Raw genomic sequence first — 25,279 nt, 5'->3', positions numbered from 1 at the left:
TCCATGGCCGCCATCCAGATGAAGAACATCGTCAAGAAGTACGGCGACGGCTTCCCCGCCGTGAACGACATCAGCATCGACGTCGCGGACGGGGAGTTCGTGATCCTCGTCGGGCCGTCGGGCTGCGGCAAGTCGACCCTGCTGCGGATGATCGTCGGCCTGGAGGACATCACCTCCGGCGACATGATGATCGGCGACAAGCGGGTCAACGACCTGGCGCCACGCGACCGCAACCTCGCGATGGTGTTCCAGAACTACGCGCTCTACCCGCACCTGACCGTCTACGAGAACATCGCGTTCCCGCTGCGGCTGGCCGGCGCCTCGAACGACGAGGTCGACAAGAAGGTGCGCGACGCCTCCAAGACCCTGGAGCTCGACGAGCACCTCGAGCGTAAGCCCGGCAACCTCTCCGGTGGCCAGCGACAGCGGGTCGCGATGGGCCGGGCGATCGTCCGCGACGCCGAGGCCTTCCTCTTCGACGAGCCGCTGTCCAACCTGGACGCCAAGCTCCGTGGCCAGATGCGCACCGAGATCTCCCGGCTCCAGAAGCGGCTCGGGATCACCACGGTCTACGTCACCCACGACCAGACCGAGGCGATGACCCTCGGCGACCGGGTCGCAGTGCTCAAGCGGGGTGTCCTCCAGCAGCTCGCGACCCCGCGCGAGCTCTACACCAACCCGGGCAACCTGTTCGTGGCCGGCTTCATCGGCAGCCCGCCGATGAACTTCCTGCCCGCCACCGTCGAGGGCAACCAGGTCAAGCTGCCGTTCGGCACCGTCGCCATCCCGGAGGACAAGGCCAAGCGGGTGCAGGGCAAGGGACTGCTGATCGCCGGCATCCGGCCCGAGCACTTCGAGGACGCGTCGGTGATGGACTCCGGCAAGACCTCGGGCTCGACCTTCAAGGCCAAGGTCGACGTCGTGGAGTGGCTGGGCAACGAGGCCTACGCCTACATCCCCTTCGAGGCCCCGGCCGAGGTGCAGCAGCAGCTCGCCCAGCTCGAGCGCGACCTCGACGGCGAGTCGATGCGCACCCAGCTGGTGATCGGCCTGGACGGCTCCAGCCGGATCAAGGAGGGCGACGAGGCGGAGATCTACGTCGACTCCTCCAAGATGCACCTCTTCGACCCGTCGACCGGGGAGAACCTCACCCTCGACGCCGCCAACGCCGGCACGGTGCCCAGCGACACCTCCACCGAGGCCGTGGCCGAGGAGCAGGACTCCGTCGCGACGCCCGCCGAGCAGGAAGGCGCTAGTCAGCCGAGCGCCTGAGCTCCCGCCGGTCACCCCGCACGGGCTTGCGGGTGACGCTGACCCCACCCATGATCGCGACGCCGCGGATCCGCACGACCGGGGCGTCGGCGCCGAGCTCGGCCGGCGTGCGGTCCGACGGACCGGAGTAGCCGCCCATGATCCCGGTGCCCTCGAGGATCACGTGGGTCTGCGGGTTCACCGTGATGTCGGCGCCACCCATGATCGCGTTGACGGTGACGGTCACCTCGCGCGCCGCGAACCGGGCCTGCCGCAGGTCGAGGGTCACGCCGCCCATGAAGGCGAAGATGCTGAGGTGCTGCGGCACGACCCAGACCCCGGTGCGGTCGAAACCGCCCAGGATGGCGACGTGCCGCTCCTCGGCAGGGCCGGGCACCACTGGAGACGGGGTCGCGGCGGCCGCCCGCGCGGGCAGCTGGGTGGCGGCGGTGGTCGGCAGGTCGAGCGTGATCGGCACCAGGTCGGCGTAGGTCCGCGCCGAGTACGTCGCCTCGAGCCGCTGGTCGAGCTCGTCGAAGTCGATCCGGCCCTCACCGGCGGCCTCGCGCAGGACCTCGGCCACCTGGTGACGGTCCTGGTCGGAGATCCGCAGCTGGGACGGGTCGGGCGTGTCCATGGTCGCCAGACTAACCCCGTCCGGCCTCCTGGGCCGGGCCCTTCACGGCCACGACCACATCGCGCACGATGGCCTGGTCGACCCGGTGCTCGAAGCCGCGGTAGGGCTCCGAGTCGAGCGGCTGGAGACCGGCGTCGGCCAGCACCTGCAGGGTGTCGGCGCGGGGGCTGGTCCGGTTGTTCACCGCGATCCCGACCGCGCCCCCCGGTCGTAGCACCCGGACCCAGCCGGGAAGGGCCATGGCCAGCAGGTCCAACGGGCTCCGCTGCAGGGCGCCGCCGGACCTGCTGCCGTGCTGCACGCCGTACGGCGCGTCGGTGACGATCGCGTCGAAGCTCGCGGCCTTGAAGATGTCGGGGACCGCGGTCGTGTCCGCGTGGTCGACGGTGACCCGGATCGCCGCACCGGCCGCCCAGGACTCCTTGTCCGGTGCGAGCTCGGCCGAGAAGCGCCGACCGAGGGTCCGGCCGTCCCGGCGCAGGCGACTGGTGTCGGCGGTGTGCTTGAGCCGCTTCCGCTTGAGCCAGGTCGGCAGGAAAGCGGCGTACGCCTCGACGTCGCGCTCGTCGAGGTCCACCCCGGCGGCGTGCCAGCCGTACATCAGCGCCTGGTTGAGGGTGGTGCCGCGACCGCACAGCGGGTCCAGGATGCGGAGCCGCTCGGTCAACGCGCGCCCGGCCGCGCCCGACGACTGCACGGTGACGTTGAGCAGCATCCGGGTGAACAGCTCGTTGGTCTTGCCCTGGTACTTCAGGATCGTCAGCAGGTCGTCGTCGAACCGGTCGAGGCGGTGCAGCGGGACCGGACGTAGCAGCTCGCCCTGGCGTTCGAACAGCGCCAGCGCCGTGGACACGTTGGCCACGTGGGCCAGGTCGTCCGTGGTCAGGTCGCCGTCGAACGCGACGTACGGCACCCCGGCCAGCTCGACGACCTCGGCCGGCCCGAGCCGCCCCTGCCCGACGGTCGCGTCGAGCACGGCGAGCTCGGCGAGGGTCAGCCGCGGTGCGGCCTGCGCGTAGACGCGGTTGGCCGCGGGTGCGACGAGGAGGGCGTACGACGTCATGGTGCGCCCGAGCCTAGGGCGTGCCGACGCCCGGAGCTCAGTCGCTGAGGCGCGCTCCGCTGGTCGTGTCGAAGACGTGGACCCGACCGGGATCGGTGGCGATGTGGACGACGTCTCCCTTGCGCACCGAGCCGCGCTCGTTGACCCGCAGGATCACGTCGTGCGCGTCGCCGGCGATGTGGCTCACGCCGTACACGAAGCCGTCGGCGCCGAGCTCCTCGACGACGAGCACCTCCACCGCCAGGCCACCCTGCCCCGCGGACACGATTCGCCAGGCCTCCGGCCGGATGCCCAGGATCACGTCGCCGCGGGCCCTGGAGAGGGCGTCCGGGGCCAGTGGCACGTCGTGGTCGCCGAGGCGGGCCACCCCGTCGACCACCTTCGCCGGCAGGAGGTTCATCTGGGGGGAGCCGATGAAGCCGGCTACGAACAGGTTGCCCGGCCGGTCGTAGAGGTTCAGCGGAGTGTCCACCTGCTGGATCTCTCCGAGCCTCATCACGGCCACCCGGTCACCCATCGTCATCGCCTCGACCTGGTCGTGGGTCACGTAGACGGTGGTGATGCCGAGGTCGGACTGCAGCTTGGCGATGTCGGTCCGGGTCTGGACACGCATCTTGGCGTCGAGGTTGGACAGTGGCTCGTCCATGCAGAAGACGGCCGGCTGGCGGACGATCGCCCGGCCCATCGCAACCCGCTGTCGCTGCCCACCGGACAGGGCCTTCGGGCGTCGCCCCAGGAGCTCGGTGAGGCCGAGCATCTCTGCTGCCTCGAGCACCCGCTTGCGGCGCTCGGCCGCCGGCATCTTCGCCATCTTGAGGGCGAAGGCCATGTTGTCGGCGACGTCCATGTGGGGGTACAGCGCGTAGTTCTGGAAGACCATCGCGATGTCGCGGTCCTTGGGTGGCACCAGGGTGACGTCGCGGTCGCCGATGAAGATCGAGCCCTCGTCGACCGGCTCCAGCCCGGCCAGCATCCGCAGGGTCGTGGACTTGCCGCAGCCCGACGGGCCGACCAGAACCATGAGCTCGCCGTCGGCGATGTCGAGGTCGATCCCCGGCACGGCGGGCTCGTCGGCACCGGGGTACCAGCGCTGGGCGCCCTTGAAGCTCACCGTGGCCATGCTCGTCCTCGTCCTTCGCTCACAGCTCGTTGCACTCGATGATGCCGCTGAACCAGCGGGCGGAGTCCTTGGGCGTGCGGGTCTGGTCGTCGAAGTCGACGTGCACCAGCCCGAAGCGCTTGTCGTAGCCCCAGGCCCACTCGAAGTTGTCGAGCAGGGTCCAGCCGAAGTAGCCCCGTACGTCGGCCCCCTGCTCGACGGCGTCGAGGACGGCCGCCAGGTGGTCCCGCAGGTAGTCGATGCGGTGGGTGTCGTGGACCGCACCGTCCGCTCCGACCGCGTCGTGCCCGGCGATGCCGTTCTCGGTCACCACCAGGGGCAGGCCGGACTCGCGGTGGGTGCGGACCAACAGATCGGTCAGCGCAGACGGCTGGATCGCCCAGCCCATGATCGTCTGGGGCGCGTCCATGTCGTGCCGCCAGGCCCGGTCGGTGCCCGGCCACGGCGTCGATCCCGGCGTCGCGGTGACCATGCCCGGCGAGTAGTAGTTCACGCCCAGGAAGTCGAGCGGTGCCGAGACCTCGGCGAGGTCGCCGTCGCGGACGAACGACCAGTCGGTGAGGTGCGCCGTGGAGTCGATCAGCTCCACGGGGTAGCTGCCGCGGAGCATCGGGTCCAGGAAGATCCGGTTCGAGATCGCCTCGGCGTGGGCCGCCGCCGCGACGTCTTCCGCACGGTCGGTCGCCGGCAGCACCTCCTGGAGGTTGAGGGTCACCGAGAGCTGGGCCTCGGCCGGAAGGATGCCGCGCAGGGCGGTGACCGCTCGTCCGTGCGCCAGGTTGAGGTGGTGGGCCACCTCGTAGGCGAGGGCGTTGTCGGTCAGGCCCGGGGCGTGCTCGCCGGTGGCGTGCCCGAGATAGGCGGTGCACCACGGCTCGTTGAGCGTGGTGACCACGGGAACCCGGTCGCCGATCTCCTTGCCCATCGCCACGGCGTACTCGGTGAAGAGCTCCACGGTCTCGCGGTCCCGCCAGCCACCCCGGTCCTCGAGGTCCTGGGGCAGGTCCCAGTGGTAGAGCGTGACCACGGGTGCGATGCGGCGCTCGAGCAGTCCGTCGAGGAGCCGCTTGTAGAAGTCCATCCCCGGCTGGTTGATCGTGCGGCCGTCGGGCATCACCCGCGGCCAGGCGATGGAGAACCGGTACGAGGGAATGCCCATCGCCACCAGCAGGTCGAGGTCGTCGACCCAGCGGTGGTAGTGGTCGCAGGCCACGTCGCCGGTGTCACCGTGGGCGATCTTGCCCGGTGTGTGGGAGAACGTGTCCCAGATGCTCGGGCGACGGCCGTCCTCGGCGACCGCCCCCTCGATCTGGTACGACGCCGTACCGACGCCCCACACGAAACCCTCCGGAAAGCTGCGCGTGGTGCTCATCCCTTGACTGCTCCTTGCATGATCCCGCCGACGATCTGCCGACCGAGCAATGCGAAGACGACCAGCACCGGAACGGTGCCGTAGATGGTGCCGGCCATGATGATCGACTGCTGCGGCGCATAGCCGGTGGCCAGGCTCTGGAAGGAGACCTGGACGGTGGGATTCTGCGAGCTGAGCACGATGATCGGCCAGAAGAAGTCGTTCCAGGACATCAGGAACGTCAGCATCGCCAGCACGGCCATGGCCGGACGGACCGCGGGCACCACAACGGACCAGAACACCCGGAAGGGTCCCGCGCCGTCGATGTAGGCCGCCTCGATCAGCTCGTCCGGGACAGCACTGCTGATGTACTGACGCATGAAGAAGACCCCGAACGCCGTGACCAGGGTCGGCAGGATGACGGCCGACAGATGCCCGGCGAGGCCCAGCCGCGCCATCAGCATGTAGAGCGGGATCACTCCCATCTGCATCGGCACCATCATCGTGCCGATGCAGATGGCCAGGAGCAGGTTGGACCCTCGGAACCGCAGCTTGGCGAAGGCGAATCCGGCCAGGGTGCACAGCGCCACGGTGCCCAGGGTGACCACGCTGGAGACCACCAGTGAGTTGAGGAGTCCCTTGTTCAGCGGTGCGATCGCGAGAGCCGCCTTGATGTTGGAGAACAGCGACGTGCTGGGCACCCACGGCGGGTTCGCCGAGGACATCTCGGCGTTGGTGTGTGAGGCCATCACGATCGTGTAGTAGAGGGGAAAGACCGAACCCAGGGTGACCAGCGAGATCACCAGGTAGGTGACCCACCCGGCATCGTGCTGCCCCGTGTCCCGGGGCGGCTTCACCCGGACCCGGGGCTGACCGGTCTCGGCGACGGTCATCGCAGCTCCCGGACGGTGCGCCAGCGGGCGAACAACAGGTTGGCCACGACGGCGAGCAGGATGATCACGAACATCGTCCAGGCAGTCGCGGACGCCAGACCGAGGCGGTCGTTGACCCACCCCTGCTGGTACATCAGCAGTCCGAGCGTCTGGTACTGACCTTGAGTGCCGCCGTCGGCCTTCCCGTTGTGGTACAGCAGCGGCTCACCGAAGATCTGCGCTGCGCCGATGGTCGACACCACGATCGTGAAGAGGATGGTGGGGCGTAGCCCCGGGATGGTGATGTGGACGAACTGCCGCCACCGGCTCGCCCCGTCGACCGCCGCCGCGTCGTACAGGCTCGGGTCGATCGCCTGCATGCCCGCGAGGTAGATCAGCGCGTTGTAGCCCGTCCACCGCCAGGTGATGATCGTGGACACCGCGACCTGGGCCGGCCACTTCGACCCCTGCCAGTCGACCGTCGGCAGGTGCACGAGGTGCAGCGCCCAGTTGACCAGCCCCAGCCTGGTGTCGAAGAGCTCGAGGAAGATCACCGTCGCCGCTGCCAGGCTGGTGGCGTACGGCATCAGGATCGCGACCCGGAAGAACGTCCGCCCTCGCAGCCGGTAGTTGAGGAGGTGGGCGATGCCCAGCGCCATCACCAGCTGGGGGATCGTGGAGATCACCCCGATCGTGAAGGTGTTGCGGAAGGCGTTCCAGAAGTAGGGGTTGGTGAACAGGTCGCGGTAGTTGGCCAGGCCGATCCAGGTCTGGTGGTGGTAGGTCGAGAGCCGGACGTCGTGCAGGGAGACCCAGGCCGTGTCGAGCCACGGGTAGACGCTGAAGGCGGCGAACACCAGGAAGAACGGCAGCACGTAGACGTAGCCGACCCGGCTGCCCGGCAGGCCCCCGGCCGACCGCCGCCGACGACGTGCGGGAGTGCCCGAGGCAGCCGACGGCGCGTCGAGCGCGGTGTCGGACGCAAGCGTCACGTGAGCTCCCTTCCTGGCGGATGTCGTCATTGTCCGGACCCGGCGGTCGGCGCGTCCATGAAGGAGTGAGCGGACCGTCGGGGACAGGTGCCGACGGTCCGCTCACTCACAACCTCAGCCCGTGACCTGCTTGATCGCCGAGAGCGCGTCCTGGAACGCCTGGTCGGGCGACGTGCCCTTGGTCTCCACGTTGGTCAGCTGCGTGGTCAGGGCCTGCTGGATCTGGGTGTCGTAGAGCCCGATCGGCGGGATCTTCATCTGCGAGGCGATGTCTCCGAAGATCTTGCCCACCGGGGCGTTGCTGAAGTAGGCGCTGGTGGCGCCGCTCACCGCCGGGTCTGCGGCCGCCTCGGAGTTCGACGGGAAGTGGCCTCCCTGGTTGGGCGAGGTCCACATCGTCACCTGCTGCTTCTTGGCCGACAACCACTCGACCAGGGCGATCGCTGCCGCCTTGTTCTTCGAGGCGGTGGGAACCCCCAGCCACGAGCCGCCCCAGTTGGTGGCGCCACCGGGGAGCACCGGCGCGACCTCCCACTTGCCGGCGTAGCTGTCACCAGCCTGGCCCTGGATGTAGCCCATCATCCACGTGGGGCAGGCCAGCGCGGCGAAGGCGCCGTTGGAGAACGCCTTGTTCCAGGTCGGAGAGAACTGCTCGAGGCCGGCGGTGATCTTCGCCTGCGCCGCGGTGGTCGCATAGCCCCAGGCGGCCTTCACGCCGTCACTGTTGGCGACGTCCGGCTGACCCTGGTCGTCGTCGTAGGCGTTCTTCCCCTGGTAGACGGCGGTGGAGAAGATGCTGGCCGCGCTGTCGACGAAGTGGGAGCCGGACTGCTTGGTGGCCGAGGCCTCGTACTGCTTGCCGAAGTCGATGAAGCCGTTCCAGGTCGACCAGGCACTGGCGAGCGTCTTCGGGTCACTGGGCATGCCGGCCTTCTTGAGCAGGTCACGGCGGTAGCAGATCGCCTCCGGCCCCGTGTCCGTGCCGAGACCGACGGTCTTCGCGCCGTCGGTGGTGCTGGCCAGCTGCCACTTGAACGGGAAGAACTCCGACTTGATCGCGGCCGCGTTCGGCACCGAGTTCCAGTTCACGAACTGGTCCGCGTGGTTCTGCACGACATCGGCGACGAAGCCGATCTCGATGCCCTGCACGTCGTCGAGTCCGGAGCCCGACGCGAGGCGGGTCTTGAGACGGGTCCAGTAGTCGGCCGACTGCTCGACGTCGTCCTCCTTGATCGTGATGTTGGGGCACACCTGGTGGTAGGCGTCCCACAAGCCGTTCTCCTTGAACCCCATCGTGCCGAACAGCCCGACCGTCAAGGTGGTGTCGGCGGTCGTCCCGCAGGGCCCGGTGCCGGCACCGCCGTTGGCGGCGGTGCTGCTGCTCGAACCGCAGCCGGAGATCGCCAGACTCGCGACGGTCAGGACGCCCAGCAGGGACATCCCGGCCCGACTCCCGCTTGACTTCAGACGCATGGGTCCTCCTAGACCTGATCGGCCGGGCGCGGTCGCCCCGCTCGGTGCTGCTGCTGTCGTGAGATCTGTGAGAGCGCTCTCACGCACACCGAAGGATGCTGTGACGGCCGTCACGAAGTCAAGGGAAACCGCCGAAGAAGTTTTAGGTAACCGCTTGCTCAGGCACTTTCGCGCTCCACGAGCTCGACCGGGAGGACCGTCCGGTGGGGCGGCTCGTCACCCGTCAGGCGCTCCAGGAGACGCCTGCTCATGGTGGCCCCCAGCTCCGCGATCGGCTGCCGGATCGTGGTCAGCGCCGGTCGCTGCTGGGCGGCGTCCCGGATGTCGTCGAAGCCGACCACGGCCACGTCGTCAGCACCGCGGCCGACGCTGCGCCCGTGCTCCTCGAGCGCCCGGATGGCACCGATCGCGGCGAGATCGGAGGCCGCGAACACCGCCTGCACGTCGGGCCGCCGGGCCAGGATCCGGGTCATCGCGGCATGTCCACCCTGGGAGGTGAACTCACCCGCGGCCACCAGGCCCTCGTCGTACGCGCGGCCGGACGCCTCGAGAGCGAGCCGGTAGCCCGCGAGACGGTCCTGCCCTGCACACATGTCCTGCGGGCCGGCGACCGTGGCGACGACGTCGCGCCCGGTCGCGAGGAGGAACCTGGTGGCCATCTCGGCGCCGCCCGTGTTGTCGGCATCCACGTAGAACAGTGACTCGTCGCCGCTCAACGGGCGACCGCTGAGCACTGTCGGCACACCCAGCGCCTCCAGCTGCTGGGGCAGCTGGTCCTGTCCGTGCAGGGACAGCAGCAGGACGCCGTCGACGTGCCCTCCGCCGGCGTAGGCGAGGAACTGCGCATGGTCCTCACGCCGCGACGTCACCGTGAAGACCAGCTGGAGCCCTGCGGCGGCGACAGCCCCCTGGGCGCTGCGGAGCATCCCGAGGAAGAACGGGTCGGTGAACATCCGCTCCTCCGACTCGTCGACCAGGAACGCCACGGAGTCGCTGCGCCCCGTGACCAGAGCCCGGGCGGCCTTGTTCGGCATGTACGAGATCTCCGCAGCCGCCGCCTGCACGGCCTGCCGCGCCTCGTCGCTGACGTTCGACTGGCCACGCAGCACCCGACTGGCGGTCGCGCGCGACACCCCGGCGCGGGCCGCGACCTCCTCGAGCGTGGGCGCCGGTCGCGCTCGCGAGGGACTTCGCGGCGGCTGGGACACGGCGGAAGTGTGGCACGGCAGGCGCACGACTGCACTGGCGTGACCCCTCGCTACGCTGCTGGGGTGAGCGCTGCTGTTCCCTCCACCGCCGCGGCGGGCCCCGAGTTCCACTACTCCGACCTGCTGCCGATCGGCGCCGACGAGACGCCGTACCGGCTGCTGACCACCGAGGGTGTCACCGCCTTAGAGGCGGGCGGTCGGACCTTCCTCGAGGTCGAGCCCGAGGCGATCCGGCGGCTGACCGCCGAGGCGATGCACGACATCGCGCACTACCTGCGCCCGGCACACCTGGCCCAGCTGCGCCGGATCATCGACGACCCCGAGGCCAGCGCCAACGACCGGTTCGTGGCCCTCGACCTGCTCAAGAACGTCAACATCTCCGCCGGCGGCGTGCTCCCGATGTGCCAGGACACGGGCACCGCGATCGTGATGGGCAAGAAGTCCGAGGGCGTGCTGACCGGCGCCGACGACGGCGAGGCGATCAGCCAGGGCGTGTACGACGCCTACACGAAGCTCAACCTGCGCTACTCCCAGCTCGCGCCCCTGACGATGTGGGAGGAGAGGAACACCGGCACCAACCTGCCCGCACAGATCGAGCTCTACTCGACCCCGTCGCACGACGGGACGCCGGAGTACAAGTTCCTCTTCATGGCCAAGGGCGGTGGTTCGGCGAACAAGTCGTTCCTCTACCAAGAGACCAAGGCGGTGCTGAACCCCGCGCGGATGCTGGCCTTCCTCGACGAGAAGATCCGCTCGCTCGGCACGGCCGCATGCCCGCCGTACCACCTCGCCGTGGTGATCGGCGGCACCAGCGCGGAGTTCGCCCTGAAGACCGCGAAGTACGCGTCGGCGCACTACCTCGACAACCTGCCGACCTCGGGATCCCTGTCGGCGCACGGCTTCCGCGACCTCGAGCTGGAAGAAGAGGTCTTCAAGCTGACTCAAGGTTTCGGGATCGGCGCGCAGTTCGGTGGCAAGTACTTCTGCCACGACGTGCGGGTGGTCCGGCTGCCCCGGCACGGAGCGTCGTGCCCGGTCGCGATCGCGGTCAGCTGCTCCGCGGACCGGCAGGCCCTGGGCAAGATCACCGCCGACGGGGTGTTCCTCGAGCAGCTCGAGACCGACCCGGCGTCGTACCTACCCGAGACCACCGACGAGCACCTGGACGACGACGTCGTGCGGATCGACCTCAACCGGCCGATGGCCGAGATCCTGGCCGAGCTGACGAAGTACCCCGTGAAGACCCGCCTCTCACTGTCCGGGCCCCTCGTGGTCGCCCGCGACATCGCGCACGCCAAGATCCAGGAGCGGCTCGACGCCGGCGAGGAGATGCCGTCGTACCTCAAGGACATGGCCGTCTACTACGCCGGCCCCGCGAAGACCCCCGAGGGCTATGCGAGCGGGTCCTTCGGGCCGACCACCGCGGGTCGGATGGACTCCTACGTCCGCACGTTCCAGGCGGCCGGCGGGTCACTGGTGATGCTGGCCAAGGGCAACCGCAGCAAGCAGGTCACCGAGGCCTGCGCCGAGCACGGCGGGTTCTACCTCGGCTCGATCGGCGGCCCCGCCGCCCGGCTCGCGCAGGACTGCATCACCTCGGTGGAGGTGCTGGAGTATCCCGAGCTCGGGATGGAGGCGGTCTGGAAGATCGAGGTGGTCGACTTCCCGGCGTTCATCGTGGTCGACGACAAGGGCAACGACTTCTTCACCGACCCGTCGGGCGCCGTCACCGTGCCTCTCGCGGGGATCCGGGTCCGATCTCAGGAGAGCTGACCGGGGTCGATCCCCGCGTCGGCAGCGAGCCCGCGCGCTGCCGCCACGAGCCCGTGGCCGAGCCGGTGCGCAGGGGGACCGATCCGGTCCTGGTGGCTGCCCCCGACGTGGATCCTGAGGTCGGGTGCCGCCGCGGTCAGTGCGGCCACGGTGTCGCGGACGGCCGGCACGTCCTCGGCTGTCGGCACGCCGAGCACCACGTGCCCGACCGAGGCAGCGGCCGCTGCCACGACCCAGCTGTCGGAGGGCACGTCGGCACCGATGTAGACGACCTCCACCCCGCTGCGCCGCAGCAGGGCGGCGAAGCTGAGCACGCCGAGCTCGTGGCGGGACGCACGGGACAGACCGACCAGCACCCGCGGAGCGCCTGGTTGCGGCTCGGCCTCGTCGAAGACGCGCGCGACGTAGCGCTGCACCCCGGCCGAGACGAAGTGCTCACCCGCCACCGATCCTCTGCCGGCCGCCCAGGCCTCGCCGAGGCGGGTCAGGGCGGGCATCAGCCAGTCCTCGACCAGGGTCTCGAACGGCGCGGAGGCGAAGGCCCGGCCGAGCTCGGTCTCCAACCGGACCGGGTCGAGGTCCGCGGCCAGGGAGACCAGCAGGTCCAGCGGGCCGTGCGGAGCGGGTACGGCGTTGCCGACCGTGGCGGTGCCCGACTTCACCTGCTCGGCAGCCAGCCGCGGGGACCAGCCGGCCGCCACCAGCGCGCTCATCGCCGAGAGCCGGCCGAGCGCGGCATCGTCGTACATCCGGTAGCCGGCGTCGCTGCGCTGGGGGTCGACCACGTGATAGCGGCGTTCCCACATCCTCAGCGTGTCCGGGGCGATCCCGGTGAGCCGGGCGGCGTGCTGGACGGAGTACACGGAGGGACACTCTAGCGCTTACCTGGGACAAAGGCTGGACAAAACCCGGGACAGTCGGCAGACTTCCTCGCACCGACCTACGACAAACTTTGGACAAAGGAGTCACCATGCGAACCCGTCTCGCTACCCTCGCCGCTCTCGGCGCAGCCGTGGCCACCGTCGCCCTCCCCGCGCACGCCTCCGCGAGGCCGGCCGGCAAGCCCGATGTCGCGTGCATGCACGCGGGGATCAAGACCCTTCAGAGCGCCGGCCTCCTCGACGACGTGGCCCGGGGCGGGCTGCCGATCGCCACCGCGGTCGCCCTGGGCGTCACCCCCCGGGCCGGCACCGATGTCTCGGCCCTCCCGGACCCGCTCCCGCTGAGCGTGGTGCTGGCCGACCACCGGGCCGGAAGCAGCAGCCTGTTCGTCTACCCCTGGTGCTGATGCCGTCCTGATCCACCCGACACCGCCGTGGCGGCCGCTCCCAGCCCCGAACCGGGAGCGGCCCCACGGCGGCCTCCGTGTCGGCCCGATCGGGGCGCGGCCCGACGCTCGTGGGCGGAGTCGTCAGGGTTCAGACGGAGGCACCCAGCGGCGGCCGGAGCGAGGCCTGCCGACGCTGGTCGAGGGGCGAGGTACGGCGGTCGAGGCGGCCGTCGAGCAGCGTCAGCGCCCGCTCGGCCTGGCCGTCGCTGACCAGGCAGAACAGCAGCGTCTCCTCGACGATCTCGCGCTGGGCGGCCGAGCCACCCACCCGCGGGAGACCAGGGAGGACGTCGGCGAGCAGCCGCGCGGCCCGGCCCCACTCCTGCTCCCCGGCGGCGAGCAGGGCGTCGCAGACCGTCGCCACCGTGGTCCGGGTGGTCAGCTCCGAGGAGCCCTGGCACTCGTCGCGGAGCCGGGCCAGTCTCGGCAGGTCACCGGCCGCGGCGAGGGCGACGGCCGCATGGAGCGCGACGAAGGGCGTCTCCGGGTGGTCGACGAGGTCGGGGCCGGCGGCCTCGATCACGCACTCCACCGGCGGCGGCGCGGCCTCGCCCGGGAACGCCGTACATCCCGCGGCGGCGTCCCAGCCCGCGGTCGTCACGGTCCAGCGCCAGAGCAGTGAGGCGGAGTCGATCAGGGCGCGGACCCCGGTGACCGTCGGCGGCGCCAGCTGGGAGTAGTACCGCTGCCGCACCGCCTCGGTGTCGCCGAGCGCGAGCTCGTGCAGGGCGGCGTGCCACGAGAAGTGCGCCCGATGGCTGGCCGCGCGCCCGCTCTCGGTCACCCAGTGGTCGAGCCAGGCCCGGCCGGCGTCGTGCTTGCCGGTCTCGTAGAGCACGTGCGTCTGGGCGTGTACGGCGTGCCCGGAGGTCGGCTCGCACGACAGGGCGCTCTCCGCCAGCAGCCCCGCCTCGTCGAGCCGGAACTGGTCCTGCCGGGTGAACGCGAGCAGGGAGATGTACCACCAGTGGTCGCCGTAGGCCGGCGCGAGCCCCTCGACCAGCTCCCAGGCCTCCTGCTGGAGGTCGGTGACGCCGGAGAACGCGATCGTCGGCACGGCTGCCGAGACGGCGAGCACGTCGCGCGGGTGCCGGGCGATGTGGCTCATCAGCGCGGTGGCCCCGGAGCGGCGGACGTCTTCGACCCGGCGGCCGACGACGTCGACCAGGCTGCGCTCACGCTCGTCGGCGCGGGCCCGGGCCGCCGTGCGCGCGGCCTCCAGCGAGGCCCGGACATCGACGTCGGCGCCGGCCTCGTGGCCGAGCATCGCCAGGGCGGCGTGCGCCACCGCGAAGCCGGGGTCGAGCGCGACCGCCTCGAGCAGCAGCTGCTCCCCACCCGACTGGAGCCGCATCACGCGTTCGAGGCCGGCGTTGTAGGAGGCGGCGGCCTCGGCCGTGGTCGACAGCGGCAGCCCGAGCGGGTCCCGCGGGCGGGCCCGGGGGTGGTGCCCACCGACCAGGCGGCCGTCGGCCAGCCGCCGGGGCAGCGGAGCCACCTCGTCGAGCACCGCGCCGGCCAGCTGGGCGGCCTGCGTCCGGATCTCGGGGACCGCCGTCGACTCCCACAGCTCGCCGCGGCGCAGCGCGCCCAGGGTCCAGATCGGTGCCTCGGTGGTGCCGGTGGAGTCGCGCAGCCGACCGTCGACGGTGACCAGCCCGAGCCCGGCGGTGCCGGTCCGCGCCAGGGCCACCCCACCGCGGGTCGTCAGCAGGGCGTCGACGAGCGGGTCCACCCCGGGGACGATCGCCGCGCTGGTGCCGGTGCAGTTGACCACCCAGCCCACGTCGCGGGCGGTGCCGTCGGACAGCGTGACCCGGAGCCCACCGCCGGTCAGCGGCTCGGCGGCCACCACCTCGGCCGGGACGCGGGTGAGCCGTTCAGCGGCCTCGAGCGCGGCAAGGAGGTCCGCCGACGTCGGCGGCATGCGGTGGCGGAGACGACCCCAGGCACCGGCGTCGGTGCGGATGAACTCCTCGCGATCGGCTTCGTCGAGCCGCTGCCACAGCGCCTGGACGACCGTGCGCAGGCCGTCGGCGCCCGGCCGCCAGTCACCCGTCGCGCGCTGGACCCGGGCGAGATGGTCGGCGGCGCGCACGCGGTAGTCGGCGAGCGTGCGGCCCCAGTCGTCGATCTCGGGGATCGCGGCCAGCTGCACCTCGTCGGCGTGCCGCCGGGGCAGCTCCCCGCCGCGAGAGACCGCGTGCAGGCGTCGGTCGGGGCGCGAGTCGTCGCCGCTCAGGGACAGCACGACGTCGACCATCGTGAGGCCGGTGCCGACGAGCAGCACGTCCGGCGGGCCGGCCGCGGCACGTCGTACGACGTCGAGCGCACCGGGGGCCCAGGGGTCCGGCACGAAGAACGCCGAGTCGCGCAGCGCTCCGGGTGCCCACCCGACACCGGGGCTGCGTTCGCCGGTCGCCAGCACCACGGCATCGGCGCGGACCTCGGCACCGTCGCCGGTCTCGACGCTGAGCCCCTCGCCGACCCGGCGGATCCCGACGGCACGAACCCGCTCGTGCTTGAGCCCGAGCGGTACGTCGTCACCGAAGGCGGCGCCGAGGGTCTCGTCGAGGTAGCGCCCGAACTGCTCCCGGGGCGCGAACACACCCGGCTCGGGCCGCAGGTCGGGATGGGCCCGGGCACGCCAGGCGACGAAGTGGCCGGGGTCCTCCGGCAGGGCGCTCATCCCGCTCGCCGGGACGTTGAGCAGGTGGCGGGCGTCGGTGGTGCCGAAGGCGGTCCCGCGCGCGCGGTACGGCGCGGGGTCGAGCAGGGTCACGTCGAGCGCGGTGCCACGACGGCGGGCCCGGCGTGCCAGGTGCAGCGTCGAGAGGCTGCCGGCCGCGCCGGCGCCGATCACCACGACGTGCGGCGTGGGTCGACCCCCCGACATCTCAGCCATCAGGACCCTCTCTCGCTGGCGGCCGGCTCCCGGGCGAGCCAGCCATTCTCTACTTATCTACTCTACTTTGACCGGTGGCACCAACTCCCGGACGCGCCGGGGATGCTCCGCACCTTACGGTTGCTCCATGGGGTACGACGAGGTGGCGCGCAGCGTGACCGAGCGAGGCGAGCTGGTGCTGCGGCGCCGGACCGGCACCGACGGCCCGGCCGTGCTCGAGCTCCGTGCCAACGGCGTCTTCGTCATGGACACCGCCGAGCACAGCTCCGAGCAGGCCCTGGCCGACGCTGCGCTGGCCTCCGTCGAGCAGCCACGACGCGTGCTGGTGGGCGGGCTCGGGCTGGGCTTCACCCTGGACCGGGTGCTCGGCGACTGGCGCGTCGAGCACTGCGACGTCGTCGAGATCGAGCCCGCCCTGGTCGAGTGGATGCGCGACGGCACGGTCCCCCACGGCCGGCAGCTCCTGGCCGACCGCCGGGCCCGGGTGATCGTGGCCGACGTGGCGACCGCGGTCGCCGAGGCCGGCCCGGCGTCCTACGACGTGGTCCTGCTCGACGTCGACAACGGCCCGGGTCAGCTCGTGCACGACGCCAACGCCGCGTTGTACGACGTGCCGTTCCTGCACGTCGTCCGCCGCACCCTCGCCCCCGGCGGCGCCCTGGTGGTGTGGTCGGCGGGACCAGCCCCGCAGCTGCTCGCGGACCTCGAGGCCAGCTTCGGCCACGCCGAGGAGCAGACCCACGAGGTGCGGCTCCAGGAACGCGACGAGCACTACTGGCTCTACGTCGCTCGGCCCGCCGCCGGCCGGCCCGAGGCGTCCGCGGCCGGGTAGCGTCGAGGCCATGAGCCCGGACTCCCAGACCCGTGTCGAGCACGACTCGATGGGCGACGTCGAGGTGCCGGTCGCGGCCCTCTGGCGGGCCCAGACGCAGCGCGCCGTCGACAACTTCCCGATCAGCGGTCGCCCGCTCGACCCGCCGCTGATCCAGGCGCTCGCCCGGATCAAGGCCGCCGCGGCGAGGACCAACGCCGACCTCGGCGTCGTCACCCCGGCCCAGCGCGACGCGATCGTGGCCGCGGTCGAGGAGATCACCGCGGGGGAGCACGACGACCAGTTCCCGATCGACGTCTTCCAGACCGGGTCCGGCACCAGCACCAACATGAACGTCAACGAGGTCGTCTCGACGCTCACCGCACGCGCCGGCGTGGAGTGCCACCCCAACGACGTGGTCAACGCAGGGCAGTCCTCCAACGACACCTTCCCGAGCGCGATCCACGTCGCCGCGGCGCTGGCCTCGAGGGGGCTCGACGAGGCGGTCGCGGTCCTGGCCGCCGCCCTGACGGCCAAGGCCGAGCAGTACGCCGACGCCGTGAAGTCCGGACGGACCCACCTGATGGACGCCACCCCGGTGACCCTCGGCCAGGAGCTCGGCGGCTACGCCGCCACCGCGTCGTACGCCCGGGAGCGACTGGCCGGGGTGCTCCCCCGGGTCCGCGAGCTGCCCCTGGGCGGCACCGCCGTCGGCACCGGCATCAACACCCCGCCCTCGTTCGCCGCGACCACGATCACCCACCTGTCCGACGAGACCGGCGAGGCGTTCACCGAGGCCCGCAACCACTTCGAGGCCCAGGGCACCCAGGACTCCCTGGTGGAGCTGAGCGGGGTCCTCCGGACCTACGCCGTGGGGCTGGTCAAGATCTGCAACGACCTGCGCTGGATGGGCAGCGGCCCCACCGCCGGGCTGGCGGAGATCCACCTGCAGGACCTCCAGCCCGGTTCCAGCATCATGCCGGGCAAGGTCAACCCGGTGATCCCCGAGGCCACCCTCCAGGTCTGTGCCCAGGTGATCGGCAACGACGCCGCGATCACGTTCGCCGGCGCCTCGGGCAGCTTCGAGCTCAACGTGATGCTGCCGGTGATCGCCCGCAACCTGCTCGAGTCGATCGGCCTGCTGACCAACGCCTCACGACTGCTCGCCCGCTGCGTCGACGGCATCACCGCGGACGTCGACCGGATGCGCGCCTACGCCGAGTCGTCGCCGAGCATCGTGACGCCGTTGAACAAGTACGTCGGCTACGAGGCCGCGGCCGCGATCGCGAAGAAGGCGCTGGCCGACGGGGCCACGATCCGGCAGACAGTGCTCGACCTCGGCTACGTCGAGCGCGGCGAGCTCACCGAGCAGCAGCTGGACGAGGCACTCGACGTCGACGGGATGACCCACCCGTGAGGACGACGTACGTGATCACCGGCGGCAGCGACGGCATCGGCCTGGAGTGCGCGAGCCAGCTCGCCGCGGCCGAGCCGGACTGCAGGCTGGTCCTGGTCGGCCGGAACCCCGACAAGACGGCGACGGCCGTGGGCCGGATCCGGGCCGAGCAGCCGGGATGCCGCGTCGACTCGTTGCTCTGCGACTTCGCCGACCAGGCCGCCGTACGCCGGCTGGCCGAGGACCTGCTCCTGACCTGCGACCGCATCGACGTCCTGGTGAACAACGCCGGCACCGTCTTCTCCCGACGGACCGAGATCGCCGACGGCATCGAGGCGACGTTCGCGGTCAACCACCTCGGGGGCTTCCTGCTGACCGAGCTGCTGCGAGAGCGCCTGGTCGAGAGCGCGCCGGCCCGGGTGGTGTTCACGTCCTCGGAGGCCCACTTCTCCGGGACCATGGACTTCGACGACCTGGGCTTCGAGCACGGCTACTCGATCATGCGGGCCTACGGCCGCTCCAAGCTCGCCAACGTGATGACCGCCCGGCTGCTGGCCCGCCGCCTCGAGGGCACCGGCGTCACCGTGACCTCGCTGCACCCCGGCGCGATCGCCACCAACATCTGGAGCGGTGCGCCGTGGTTCGCCCAGCCCGTGCTCGCGGTGCTGAAGCGGTGGAAGATGGAGAGCCCCGAGGTCGGCGGCTCGCGGCTGGCCTACCTCGCACGCAGTGCCGAGGTCGAGGGCAGCAGCGGTGGCTACTACCAGCGCAACCGCCTCCGCGAGCCCTCCGCGCTGGCCCGCGACGACGACCTGGGCGAGAGGTTGTACGACGTCAGCTCGCGGCTCGTGGGTCTGGGCGGGGCCGGCTGAGTCAGCCGGTCCCGCCCAGCACTCTGATCAGCGCTTGCTGAGCCGCACCTTGTGGGTGAGAGCGGCGGAGGTGTTGCCCACCTGGTCGGTCGCCTTGACCTTGTAGACCAGGACACCCTTGCGGAGCCCGACGAGCTTGCCGGCCCAGGCGTGCGACGCGGACGTCGTCATCGAGAGAGCACCGGTCTTCGCGAACGCCTTGGCCTTGGTGGCTGCCTTGACCCAGGTCTTCGTGGTGCGCTGGTAGGCGAACCACGCGGTGCCGCGCTTCTCCACGGCGCGCAGCGAGACCTTCTTGACGCCGACTCCCGCGTCGTTGGCGGTCCCACGCAGCGTCTTCCACGCCCTGACGGAGTGCAGCGACGCCGGCAGGAGCAGCTTCAGCACCGGCGCCGCGGAGTCCGTGGTGACGGTGACGGCGGAGGAGCTGATCGGGCTGGTCGCGTTGTGGGCCTCGTCGGTGAGCGTCACCATCGGCGTGAACGAACCCGCCTTCGTGTAGACGTGCGTCACGCTGGTCGCGCCGGTCCAGTCGGTCGGCGCCGAGCCGTCGCCCCAGTCCACCGACTTGGTGATGTGGTCAGCGGGGCTGTAGTCGTCGCCGAGCGTCGCCTGGGTGACCGTGACGGTCGTGAAGGCGGTCCAGGCGTTGTGCGGCGTGGCGTCGAAGGTGCCGGTCGGGGCGGTGACGTCGTCGATGACGACGGCCGGCGCCTCCACCGAGCTCGAGTTCTGTGCGGCGTCCTTCAACGTCACGGTGGGGACGAACCGCCTCGTGGTCGCCGACGCCGACGAGTAGGTGTGCTGCAGGGAGTCGGTCGGGAAGCCGCTGCCGGCGGGCCAGGACTGCGTGGGCGAACCGTCGCCCCAGTCCACCGTGCGGGTGACCTGCGAGATCGGCGAGTCGTCGGTGAGCGAGGCCTCGGTGAGCGTCGCGACCTTCGTGGCGTTGACCCAGGTCGTGGTGAAGCTGCCCTGGGGAGCCGTGACGTCGGCCAGGTGCACCGTGACCCTGCTCGTGGAGCCCTTGCGGTGGTTCGCGACCGGAGTCACGGCGAGGCTGGCGTCCCCGGGGGACGAGGTCACGGTGGGATTCCACGTCGTGGTCGTGATCGTCGCCGAGGCCAGGGTGGCGCCGCCCTTCGTCAGGGCCACCCGGTACTTCGTGGCGCTGGCCGCCGGGTCCCAGCTGGAGGTGACGAGGTAGGTACCGCTGACAGGCCCGGGAGCGGCCGAACCGGTCAGGTTCGTGACTCCGCCCGGTCGTGTGGGCTTGGCTTCCGCGCTCGCGGCGCCGAAGGCACCGATCAGCAGGCTGGCGGTGAGGCCGCCTGCGAGCACGCGGAACGTACTGGCGACGTTCATCTGATCCCCTAGTGACAACCGACTCCCCCGAGCCGGGCCTCGATCTGAGGCACCTCGCATTGAATCCCTTCCGAGGCTGGCGCCGTGGAAGATTCACGAGAGTGTTGACGAAATGCGGCGTCACAGCGTGGATTCCGTACGTTCGGTCAGCCAGGACTAGTGGATCCGCACCAGCCGGTGCCTCCACCCGACGGCCGGGTGCAGCCTGCGGGCGCGCTCCGGCGACGGACCACGCGGGGGTGGATCAGTACCAGCCGTGGCCCTGCTTGAAGCCCCAGGCGCCGCACGGCGAGCCGTAGCGCTCCTGGATGTAGCCCAGGCCCCACTTGATCTGGGTGACCGGGTTGGTGCGCCAGTCGGCGCCGGAGGTGGCCATCTTGGAGCCGGGCAGCGACTGCGGGATGCCGTAGGCGCCGGACGACGCGTTCTCGGCGTTCACCCGCCAGCCGCTCTCAGCCATCCACAGCGGGACCAGGCACGACATCTCCGAGGAGGACCACCCGTACGACGACAGGAGCGCATCGGCGATCGCCTGCGGGTCCTGCGCGGACAGGCTCTGCTGGCCGCTGACGGCCGGGCCGGAGCTCAGGCCGAGGGCCGCCTGCTTGGCCGGGTCGCGGCTGGCGCGACGGTCGAACGAGCGCGAGACCGGGGCGCTGCGCTGGACGGTGGTGCTCCGCGTCAGATCGGTGCTCGCCGCGCCGCTGCCGGCGCCCCTCGCGGAGACCGGGGAGATCGCGTCGGCCAAGGGCACCGCACCGTGTGGCGCGTGCACGACACCGGCGGCCACGGCGACGCCGGTGGCGGTCATCGCCAGGCCGCTCAGGGCGAACGACGTGCGCACCCCCCGACGGGCCGACCTGCTCCGCTTGTCGGCGACGCGCCGCGAGCCGGCGAAGGCCGACGGCAGCGCGGGCGCGGGCGCGGCGCGGTGCTTGGGGACGTACTGGTCAGAAGGCACAGAGAAAACCCGGGGGTAGACGACTCAAGACAAGGACATCGCCGTCGGGGTCCGAGACCACACCCGGTCGGCGATGAACTGCCTGCCACCCTGCATGACATCGGGGAGGGGTGCAAACCGAACGACCCAGAAAGTGACGAAAGTCCGCGAGAAAGTGACCTCTCCTGTCACACGAGTCACGCTCGTGCACACGTGCCACAGCCGATGGTGCGGGGGATCACGAAATGGTCACGGGCGGGACCGCAGCGCGGCCCCGCCCGTGCCTGGGTCAGAGGGTGACGTTCTCCAGCATCTCGGTGACCAGGGCCGCGATCGGAGAGCGCTCCGAGCGGGTCAGGGTGACGTGGGCGAACAGCGGATGGCCCTTGAGCTTCTCGACCACGGCGACGACGCCGTCGTGGCGGCCCACCCGCAGGTTGTCGCGCTGGGCCACGTCGTGGGTCAGCACCACCTTGGAGTTCGCACCGATCCGGGACAGGACCGTGAGCAGGACGTTGCGCTCCAGCGACTGGGCCTCGTCGACGATCACGAAGGCATCGTGCAGCGAGCGGCCCCGGATGTGCGTCAGCGGCATTACCTCGAGCATGCCGCGGTCGAGGATCTCCTCGATCACCTCGCGCGACGTGACCGACCCGAGGGTGTCGAAGACCGCCTGCGCCCAGGGGGACATTTTCTCGGACTCCGAGCCGGGCAGGTAGCCGAGCTCCTGGCCGCCGACGGCGAACAGCGGCCGGAACACCACGACCTTCTGGTGCTGCCGACGCTCGAGCGCCGCCTCGAGGCCCGCGCACAGGGCCAGCGCCGACTTACCGGTGCCGGCGCGGCCGCCGAGGGAGACGATCCCGACCTCCGGGTCGAGCAGCATCTCCAGGGCGATCCGCTGCTCGGCCGAGCGGCCGTGGATGCCGAACGCCTCACGGTCACCACGCACCAGGTGCACGTGCTTGTCGGGACCGACCCGGCCCAGCGCCGTACCCCGGTCGGAGAGCAGCACCAGGCCGGTGTGGCAGGGCAGCTCGCGGGCCTGCTCGACGTCGGCCCAGCCGTCGTCGTAGAGCTCGTCGAGGACCGCCGAGCCGATCTCGAGCTCGGCCATCCCGCTGTAGCCGGGGTCGGAGTCGCCGTAGGTCTCGCCGTGGTACTCCTCGGCGCGCAGCCCGACGGCGGAGGCCTTGATCCGCATCGGGAGGTCCTTGGAGACCAGGGTGACGTGGTGGCTCTCGTTGGCGAGGTTGCGGGCCACGGCGAGGATCCGGGTGTCGTTGTCACCGAGGCGGAAACCCGAGGGCAGCGACGCGGGGTCGGTGTGGTTCAGCTCGACCCGGATGGACCCGCCCTCCTCCCCGACCGGCACCGGCTCGTCGAGGCGGCCGTGCGTGATCCGCAGCTCGTCGAGGGCCCGCAACGCGGTCCGGGCGAAGAAGCCGAGCTCGGGGTGGTGGCGCTTGGCCTCCAGCTCGGTGATCACCACGACGGGCAGGACGACCTCGTGCTCGGCGAACCGGCGCATCGCGCCGGGGTCCGACAGCAAGACGCTGGTGTCGAGCACGAAGGTACGGGTCGAGTGCTTCTTCTGCGACGGCACCGAACACCCCTCACCGGACCGCGCAGGGCACTCCTTGCCCGGTCCGCTTTGATCAGCTGACGGACCGGGAAGGGTCTCGAGGGTCGAAGTGCCGACCCCCTCGGTAGCGCGCTCCCGCGCCACCGCGCGGTGGCAGCCACCGCGTTGTCTGGTCGTGGATGGTCACGAACGAGCCTCCCGATGCGGCGGGCCTTCCCCGGCTCGCCGACGAACCGAACGTACGCCGCCGTCCCGGCGATTCCGGGCCGACACGCACGAACGCGGGGTGAAGAGCAGGCGACCGGGACGGGCGTCGATCAGCCGCCGAACCGGCGCTCCCGCTGGGCGTAGGCCCGGATCGCCCGCAGGAAGTCGACCTTGCGGAAGTCGGGCCAGTAGGCCTCGCAGAAGTAGAACTCGCTCTGGGCGCTCTGCCAGAGCAGGAACCCTCCGAGCCGCTGCTCACCCGAGGTGCGGATCACCAGGTCGGGGTCGGGCTGGCCCTTGGTGTAGAGGTGCTCGGCGATGTGGTCGACGTCGATCACCTCGGCCAGCTCCTCGAGGCTGGTACCGCGCTCGGCGTGCTCCTGGAGCAGGGAGCGCACGGCGTCGGCGATCTCGCGTCGCCCGCCGTAGGGGACCGCGATGTTGACCAGGAGGCCGTCGACGTCGCGGGTCGCCTCCTCGGCCTCCTTCAGCCGCGCCGACAGGGCGGCCGGCAGCAGGTCGAGGGCCCCCACCGGGTGGATCCGCCAGCGGTGCTGGGCCGCGAGCGCGTCCACGGCGTCGCCGATCACGGTGAGCAGGGCCTCGAGCTGACCGGGCGGCCGGTTGAGGTTGTCGGTCGAGAGCAGCCACAGCGTGACGACCTCGACGCCGACCTCCTCGCTCCACTGGAGCAGCGGCTCGATGTTCGCCGCACCCGCGCGGTAGCCGTGCGTCGGGTCTCCGCCGACCCCTTTGGCCCAGCGCCGGTTGCCGTCGAGCATGACCCCGATGTGCTTCGGGATGCGCTCCCGGGGCAGCGCCTTGACCATCCGCGCCTCGTAGGCGGGGTACAGCAGCCGACGTACCTGCTCCTTGAGCTCGGGGATCACGGCCACCGAACGATGGTAACGGTCTCGCTCCAACCTCGGCTTCCATGCTTGGGCTGCCCGCGCGGCGGGTACGGTCTCGTTATGAACGACTCACTCCGCGTCGGCCTGGACTCCCTGGCCCAACAGGTCGCGGAGCAGGTCGCGGAGGTCAAGCCCCATCTGCGTGGCTGGCTGCACCTGGCCACCGCCCCGTTGACGCTCGCCGCGGGGATCGTCCTGGTGGCGCTGTCGCCCACGGCCACCACCCGCTGGGGCTCGGCGGTGTACGTCGCCTCGGCCGTCCTCCTCTTCTCGACCTCCGCGGTCTACCACCGCGGTCACTGGTCGCCCCGAGTCGGCGGCGTGCTGCGACGCTTCGACCACGCCAACATCTTCTTGCTGATCGCCGGCTCCTACACGCCGTTCACCCTGATGCTGCTGACCGGCACCGACCGGATCGTGATGCTCACGCTGGTGTGGTCCGGAGCCCTGCTCGGTGTCGCCTTCCGCGTGCTCTGGATCGGCGCACCGCGATGGCTGCACACCCCCGTCTACATGGCGCTCGGCTGCGCAGCGGTCTTCTTCCTTCCGCAGTTCACCCGCGGCGCCGAGCGTCTCGGAGTCGGCCTCGGGATCACGATCATGGTGCTGATCGCCGTCGGCGGGGCGCTCTACCTCACCGGTGGCGTGGTCTACGGCTTCCGCCGGCCCGACCCGTGGCCCCGCTTCTTCGGCTTCCACGAGGTCTTCCACTCGCTGACGATCATGGCCTTCGCGGCCCACTACGTCGGCGTCTCGCTGGCGACGTACTCCCTGCGCTGACCCGCCGGGCCTGCCGTCGTACGACGTGTGCTCGCTCACGTCCGGGAACATCCGGGCGTCGCGACACGTCACACCTGTCGTATGTCTGACGCGACCTCCTCCACCCCGTCCTACCCGACCGTCGTCGCCGGTGCGGTGGCTGCAGCGACCGCAACGGCGCTGTCCTACCAGCTGGGCCTGGTCGGCACGATCCTCGGCGCCGCCGTCGCCAGCGTGATCAGCGCGGTGGTGACGCAGTCGCTCGGGAGCTGGATCGCCCGGCTGCACGGCGCCACCCGGGCCCGCGACCCGCTGCCGTTCCAGCGGCTGGTGGTAGGAGTCGTGGCGGTCGGCCTGGTGGTGTACGCCTTCCACACCGGGCTGGACCTGGTCACCCGCGGCCTCCCCCAGGACGGGTTCGCTGCGCGGCTGCTGACCTCGAACGGTCTCGGCTGAGC

The 25,279-nt window shown here is 71.1% G+C and carries 22 protein-coding genes; 8 read left to right on the top strand and 14 right to left on the bottom strand.

Annotation, left to right across the window (positions count from 1 at the left end; translation table 11 throughout):
* Positions 1 to 3 precede the first annotated feature (3 nt).
* On the top strand, positions 4 to 1,272 hold the full coding sequence (locus tag E3N83_RS18745) for an ABC transporter ATP-binding protein (protein ID WP_151084636.1): 1,269 nt from the start codon (positions 4 to 6) through the stop codon (positions 1,270 to 1,272).
* On the opposite strand, the gene E3N83_RS18740 is transcribed toward E3N83_RS18745, so the two are convergent.
* The 8 genes from E3N83_RS18740 to E3N83_RS18705 form a co-directional block, all read right to left on the bottom strand.
* Positions 1,253 to 1,888 (bottom strand): DUF1707 SHOCT-like domain-containing protein, encoded by a 636-nt coding sequence (locus tag E3N83_RS18740; protein WP_151084635.1) that lies wholly within the window; start codon positions 1,886 to 1,888, stop codon positions 1,253 to 1,255. The genes E3N83_RS18745 and E3N83_RS18740 overlap by 20 nt on opposite strands.
* A 10-nt stretch (positions 1,889 to 1,898) precedes the next feature.
* Positions 1,899 to 2,951, bottom strand: coding sequence for a TRM11 family SAM-dependent methyltransferase (locus E3N83_RS18735; protein WP_151084634.1), 1,053 nt, complete (start codon positions 2,949 to 2,951; stop codon positions 1,899 to 1,901).
* 37 nt (positions 2,952 to 2,988) lie between these two features.
* Positions 2,989 to 4,071 carry an ABC transporter ATP-binding protein gene (locus E3N83_RS18730; RefSeq protein ID WP_151084633.1) on the bottom strand — a complete coding sequence of 361 codons (1,083 nt, stop codon included), beginning with the start codon at positions 4,069 to 4,071 and terminating at the stop codon, positions 2,989 to 2,991.
* Positions 4,072 to 4,090: 19 nt separating this feature from the next.
* Positions 4,091 to 5,443 carry a GH1 family beta-glucosidase gene (locus E3N83_RS18725; RefSeq protein ID WP_151084632.1) on the bottom strand — a complete coding sequence of 451 codons (1,353 nt, stop codon included), beginning with the start codon at positions 5,441 to 5,443 and terminating at the stop codon, positions 4,091 to 4,093.
* Positions 5,440 to 6,315 carry a carbohydrate ABC transporter permease gene (locus tag E3N83_RS18720; RefSeq protein ID WP_151084631.1) on the bottom strand — a complete coding sequence of 292 codons (876 nt, stop codon included), beginning with the start codon at positions 6,313 to 6,315 and terminating at the stop codon, positions 5,440 to 5,442. The genes E3N83_RS18725 and E3N83_RS18720 overlap by 4 nt, the downstream gene beginning before the upstream one ends.
* A complete protein-coding gene (locus E3N83_RS18715) occupies positions 6,312 to 7,286 on the bottom strand; it encodes a carbohydrate ABC transporter permease (RefSeq protein ID WP_202879275.1) in 975 nt (324 codons plus the stop codon). Before E3N83_RS18715 ends, E3N83_RS18720 begins: the two co-directional genes overlap by 4 nt.
* Before the next feature lie 114 nt (positions 7,287 to 7,400).
* Positions 7,401 to 8,759 (bottom strand): ABC transporter substrate-binding protein, encoded by a 1,359-nt coding sequence (locus E3N83_RS18710; protein ID WP_202879274.1) that lies wholly within the window; start codon positions 8,757 to 8,759, stop codon positions 7,401 to 7,403.
* Positions 8,760 to 8,917: 158 nt separating this feature from the next.
* Positions 8,918 to 9,967, bottom strand: coding sequence for a LacI family DNA-binding transcriptional regulator (locus tag E3N83_RS18705; protein ID WP_151084629.1), 1,050 nt, complete (start codon positions 9,965 to 9,967; stop codon positions 8,918 to 8,920).
* Between the two features lie 63 nt (positions 9,968 to 10,030).
* Here E3N83_RS18705 and E3N83_RS18700 point away from each other — a divergent pair, with 63 nt between their 5' ends.
* Positions 10,031 to 11,740, top strand: a complete 1,710-nt coding sequence (locus tag E3N83_RS18700; protein WP_151084628.1) for a fumarate hydratase — start codon at positions 10,031 to 10,033, stop codon at positions 11,738 to 11,740.
* Here the strand turns inward: E3N83_RS18700 and E3N83_RS18695 are convergent.
* A complete protein-coding gene (locus E3N83_RS18695; protein WP_151084627.1) occupies positions 11,728 to 12,603 on the bottom strand; it encodes a MerR family transcriptional regulator in 876 nt (291 codons plus the stop codon). The genes E3N83_RS18700 and E3N83_RS18695 overlap by 13 nt on opposite strands.
* Before the next feature lie 107 nt (positions 12,604 to 12,710).
* On the opposite strand from E3N83_RS18695, the gene E3N83_RS18690 reads away from it, so the two are divergent.
* Positions 12,711 to 13,028: a hypothetical protein gene (locus E3N83_RS18690; protein WP_151084626.1), complete on the top strand. Its 318-nt coding sequence runs from the start codon at positions 12,711 to 12,713 to the stop codon at positions 13,026 to 13,028.
* Between the two features lie 130 nt (positions 13,029 to 13,158).
* Here E3N83_RS18690 and E3N83_RS18685 read toward each other — a convergent pair whose 3' ends face one another.
* Entirely contained in the window at positions 13,159 to 15,975 is a 2,817-nt protein-coding gene (locus E3N83_RS18685; RefSeq protein ID WP_202879273.1) for an FAD/NAD(P)-binding protein, read from the bottom strand.
* Positions 15,976 to 16,102: 127 nt separating this feature from the next.
* Between E3N83_RS18685 and E3N83_RS18680 the strand changes: the two genes are divergently transcribed.
* From E3N83_RS18680 to E3N83_RS18670, 3 genes are read left to right on the top strand one after another with little or no spacing between them, the layout of a single operon-like run.
* The gene (locus E3N83_RS18680) at positions 16,103 to 16,807 is read left to right on the top strand and encodes a spermidine synthase (protein ID WP_151084625.1); all 705 of its coding nucleotides are present in this window, start codon (positions 16,103 to 16,105) and stop codon (positions 16,805 to 16,807) included.
* A 10-nt stretch (positions 16,808 to 16,817) separates the two neighbouring features.
* Entirely contained in the window at positions 16,818 to 18,203 is a 1,386-nt protein-coding gene (locus tag E3N83_RS18675) for a class II fumarate hydratase (protein ID WP_151084624.1), read from the top strand.
* Positions 18,200 to 19,054 carry an SDR family NAD(P)-dependent oxidoreductase gene (locus E3N83_RS18670; protein WP_151084623.1) on the top strand — a complete coding sequence of 285 codons (855 nt, stop codon included), beginning with the start codon at positions 18,200 to 18,202 and terminating at the stop codon, positions 19,052 to 19,054. The genes E3N83_RS18675 and E3N83_RS18670 overlap by 4 nt, the downstream gene beginning before the upstream one ends.
* Positions 19,055 to 19,081: 27 nt before the next feature.
* On the opposite strand, the gene E3N83_RS18665 is transcribed toward E3N83_RS18670, so the two are convergent.
* The 4 genes from E3N83_RS18665 to E3N83_RS18650 all read right to left on the bottom strand — a co-directional run bounded on the left by E3N83_RS18665 (position 19,082) and on the right by E3N83_RS18650 (position 24,038).
* The gene (locus E3N83_RS18665; protein ID WP_151084622.1) at positions 19,082 to 20,419 is read right to left on the bottom strand and encodes a PKD domain-containing protein; all 1,338 of its coding nucleotides are present in this window, start codon (positions 20,417 to 20,419) and stop codon (positions 19,082 to 19,084) included.
* A 244-nt stretch (positions 20,420 to 20,663) separates the two neighbouring features.
* On the bottom strand, positions 20,664 to 21,380 hold the full coding sequence (locus E3N83_RS18660) for an aggregation-promoting factor C-terminal-like domain-containing protein (protein WP_202879272.1): 717 nt from the start codon (positions 21,378 to 21,380) through the stop codon (positions 20,664 to 20,666).
* Positions 21,381 to 21,648: 268 nt separating this feature from the next.
* A complete protein-coding gene (locus tag E3N83_RS18655; protein WP_151084621.1) occupies positions 21,649 to 22,965 on the bottom strand; it encodes a PhoH family protein in 1,317 nt (438 codons plus the stop codon).
* Between the two features lie 296 nt (positions 22,966 to 23,261).
* Positions 23,262 to 24,038 carry an isoprenyl transferase gene (locus tag E3N83_RS18650; RefSeq protein ID WP_151085465.1) on the bottom strand — a complete coding sequence of 259 codons (777 nt, stop codon included), beginning with the start codon at positions 24,036 to 24,038 and terminating at the stop codon, positions 23,262 to 23,264.
* Between the two features lie 84 nt (positions 24,039 to 24,122).
* Here E3N83_RS18650 and trhA point away from each other — a divergent pair, with 84 nt between their 5' ends.
* A complete protein-coding gene (trhA, locus tag E3N83_RS18645) occupies positions 24,123 to 24,842 on the top strand; it encodes a PAQR family membrane homeostasis protein TrhA (RefSeq protein WP_151084620.1) in 720 nt (239 codons plus the stop codon).
* An 81-nt stretch (positions 24,843 to 24,923) separates the two neighbouring features.
* Positions 24,924 to 25,277: a hypothetical protein gene (locus E3N83_RS18640; RefSeq protein WP_151084619.1), complete on the top strand. Its 354-nt coding sequence runs from the start codon at positions 24,924 to 24,926 to the stop codon at positions 25,275 to 25,277.
* Positions 25,278 to 25,279: the final 2 nt, after the last annotated feature.

It is taken from the genome of Nocardioides cynanchi (assembly GCF_008761635.1).
GTDB classification, from domain to species: Bacteria; Actinomycetota; Actinomycetes; order Propionibacteriales; family Nocardioidaceae; genus Nocardioides; species Nocardioides cynanchi.
This window is presented reverse-complemented; position numbering and strand designations above follow the sequence as displayed.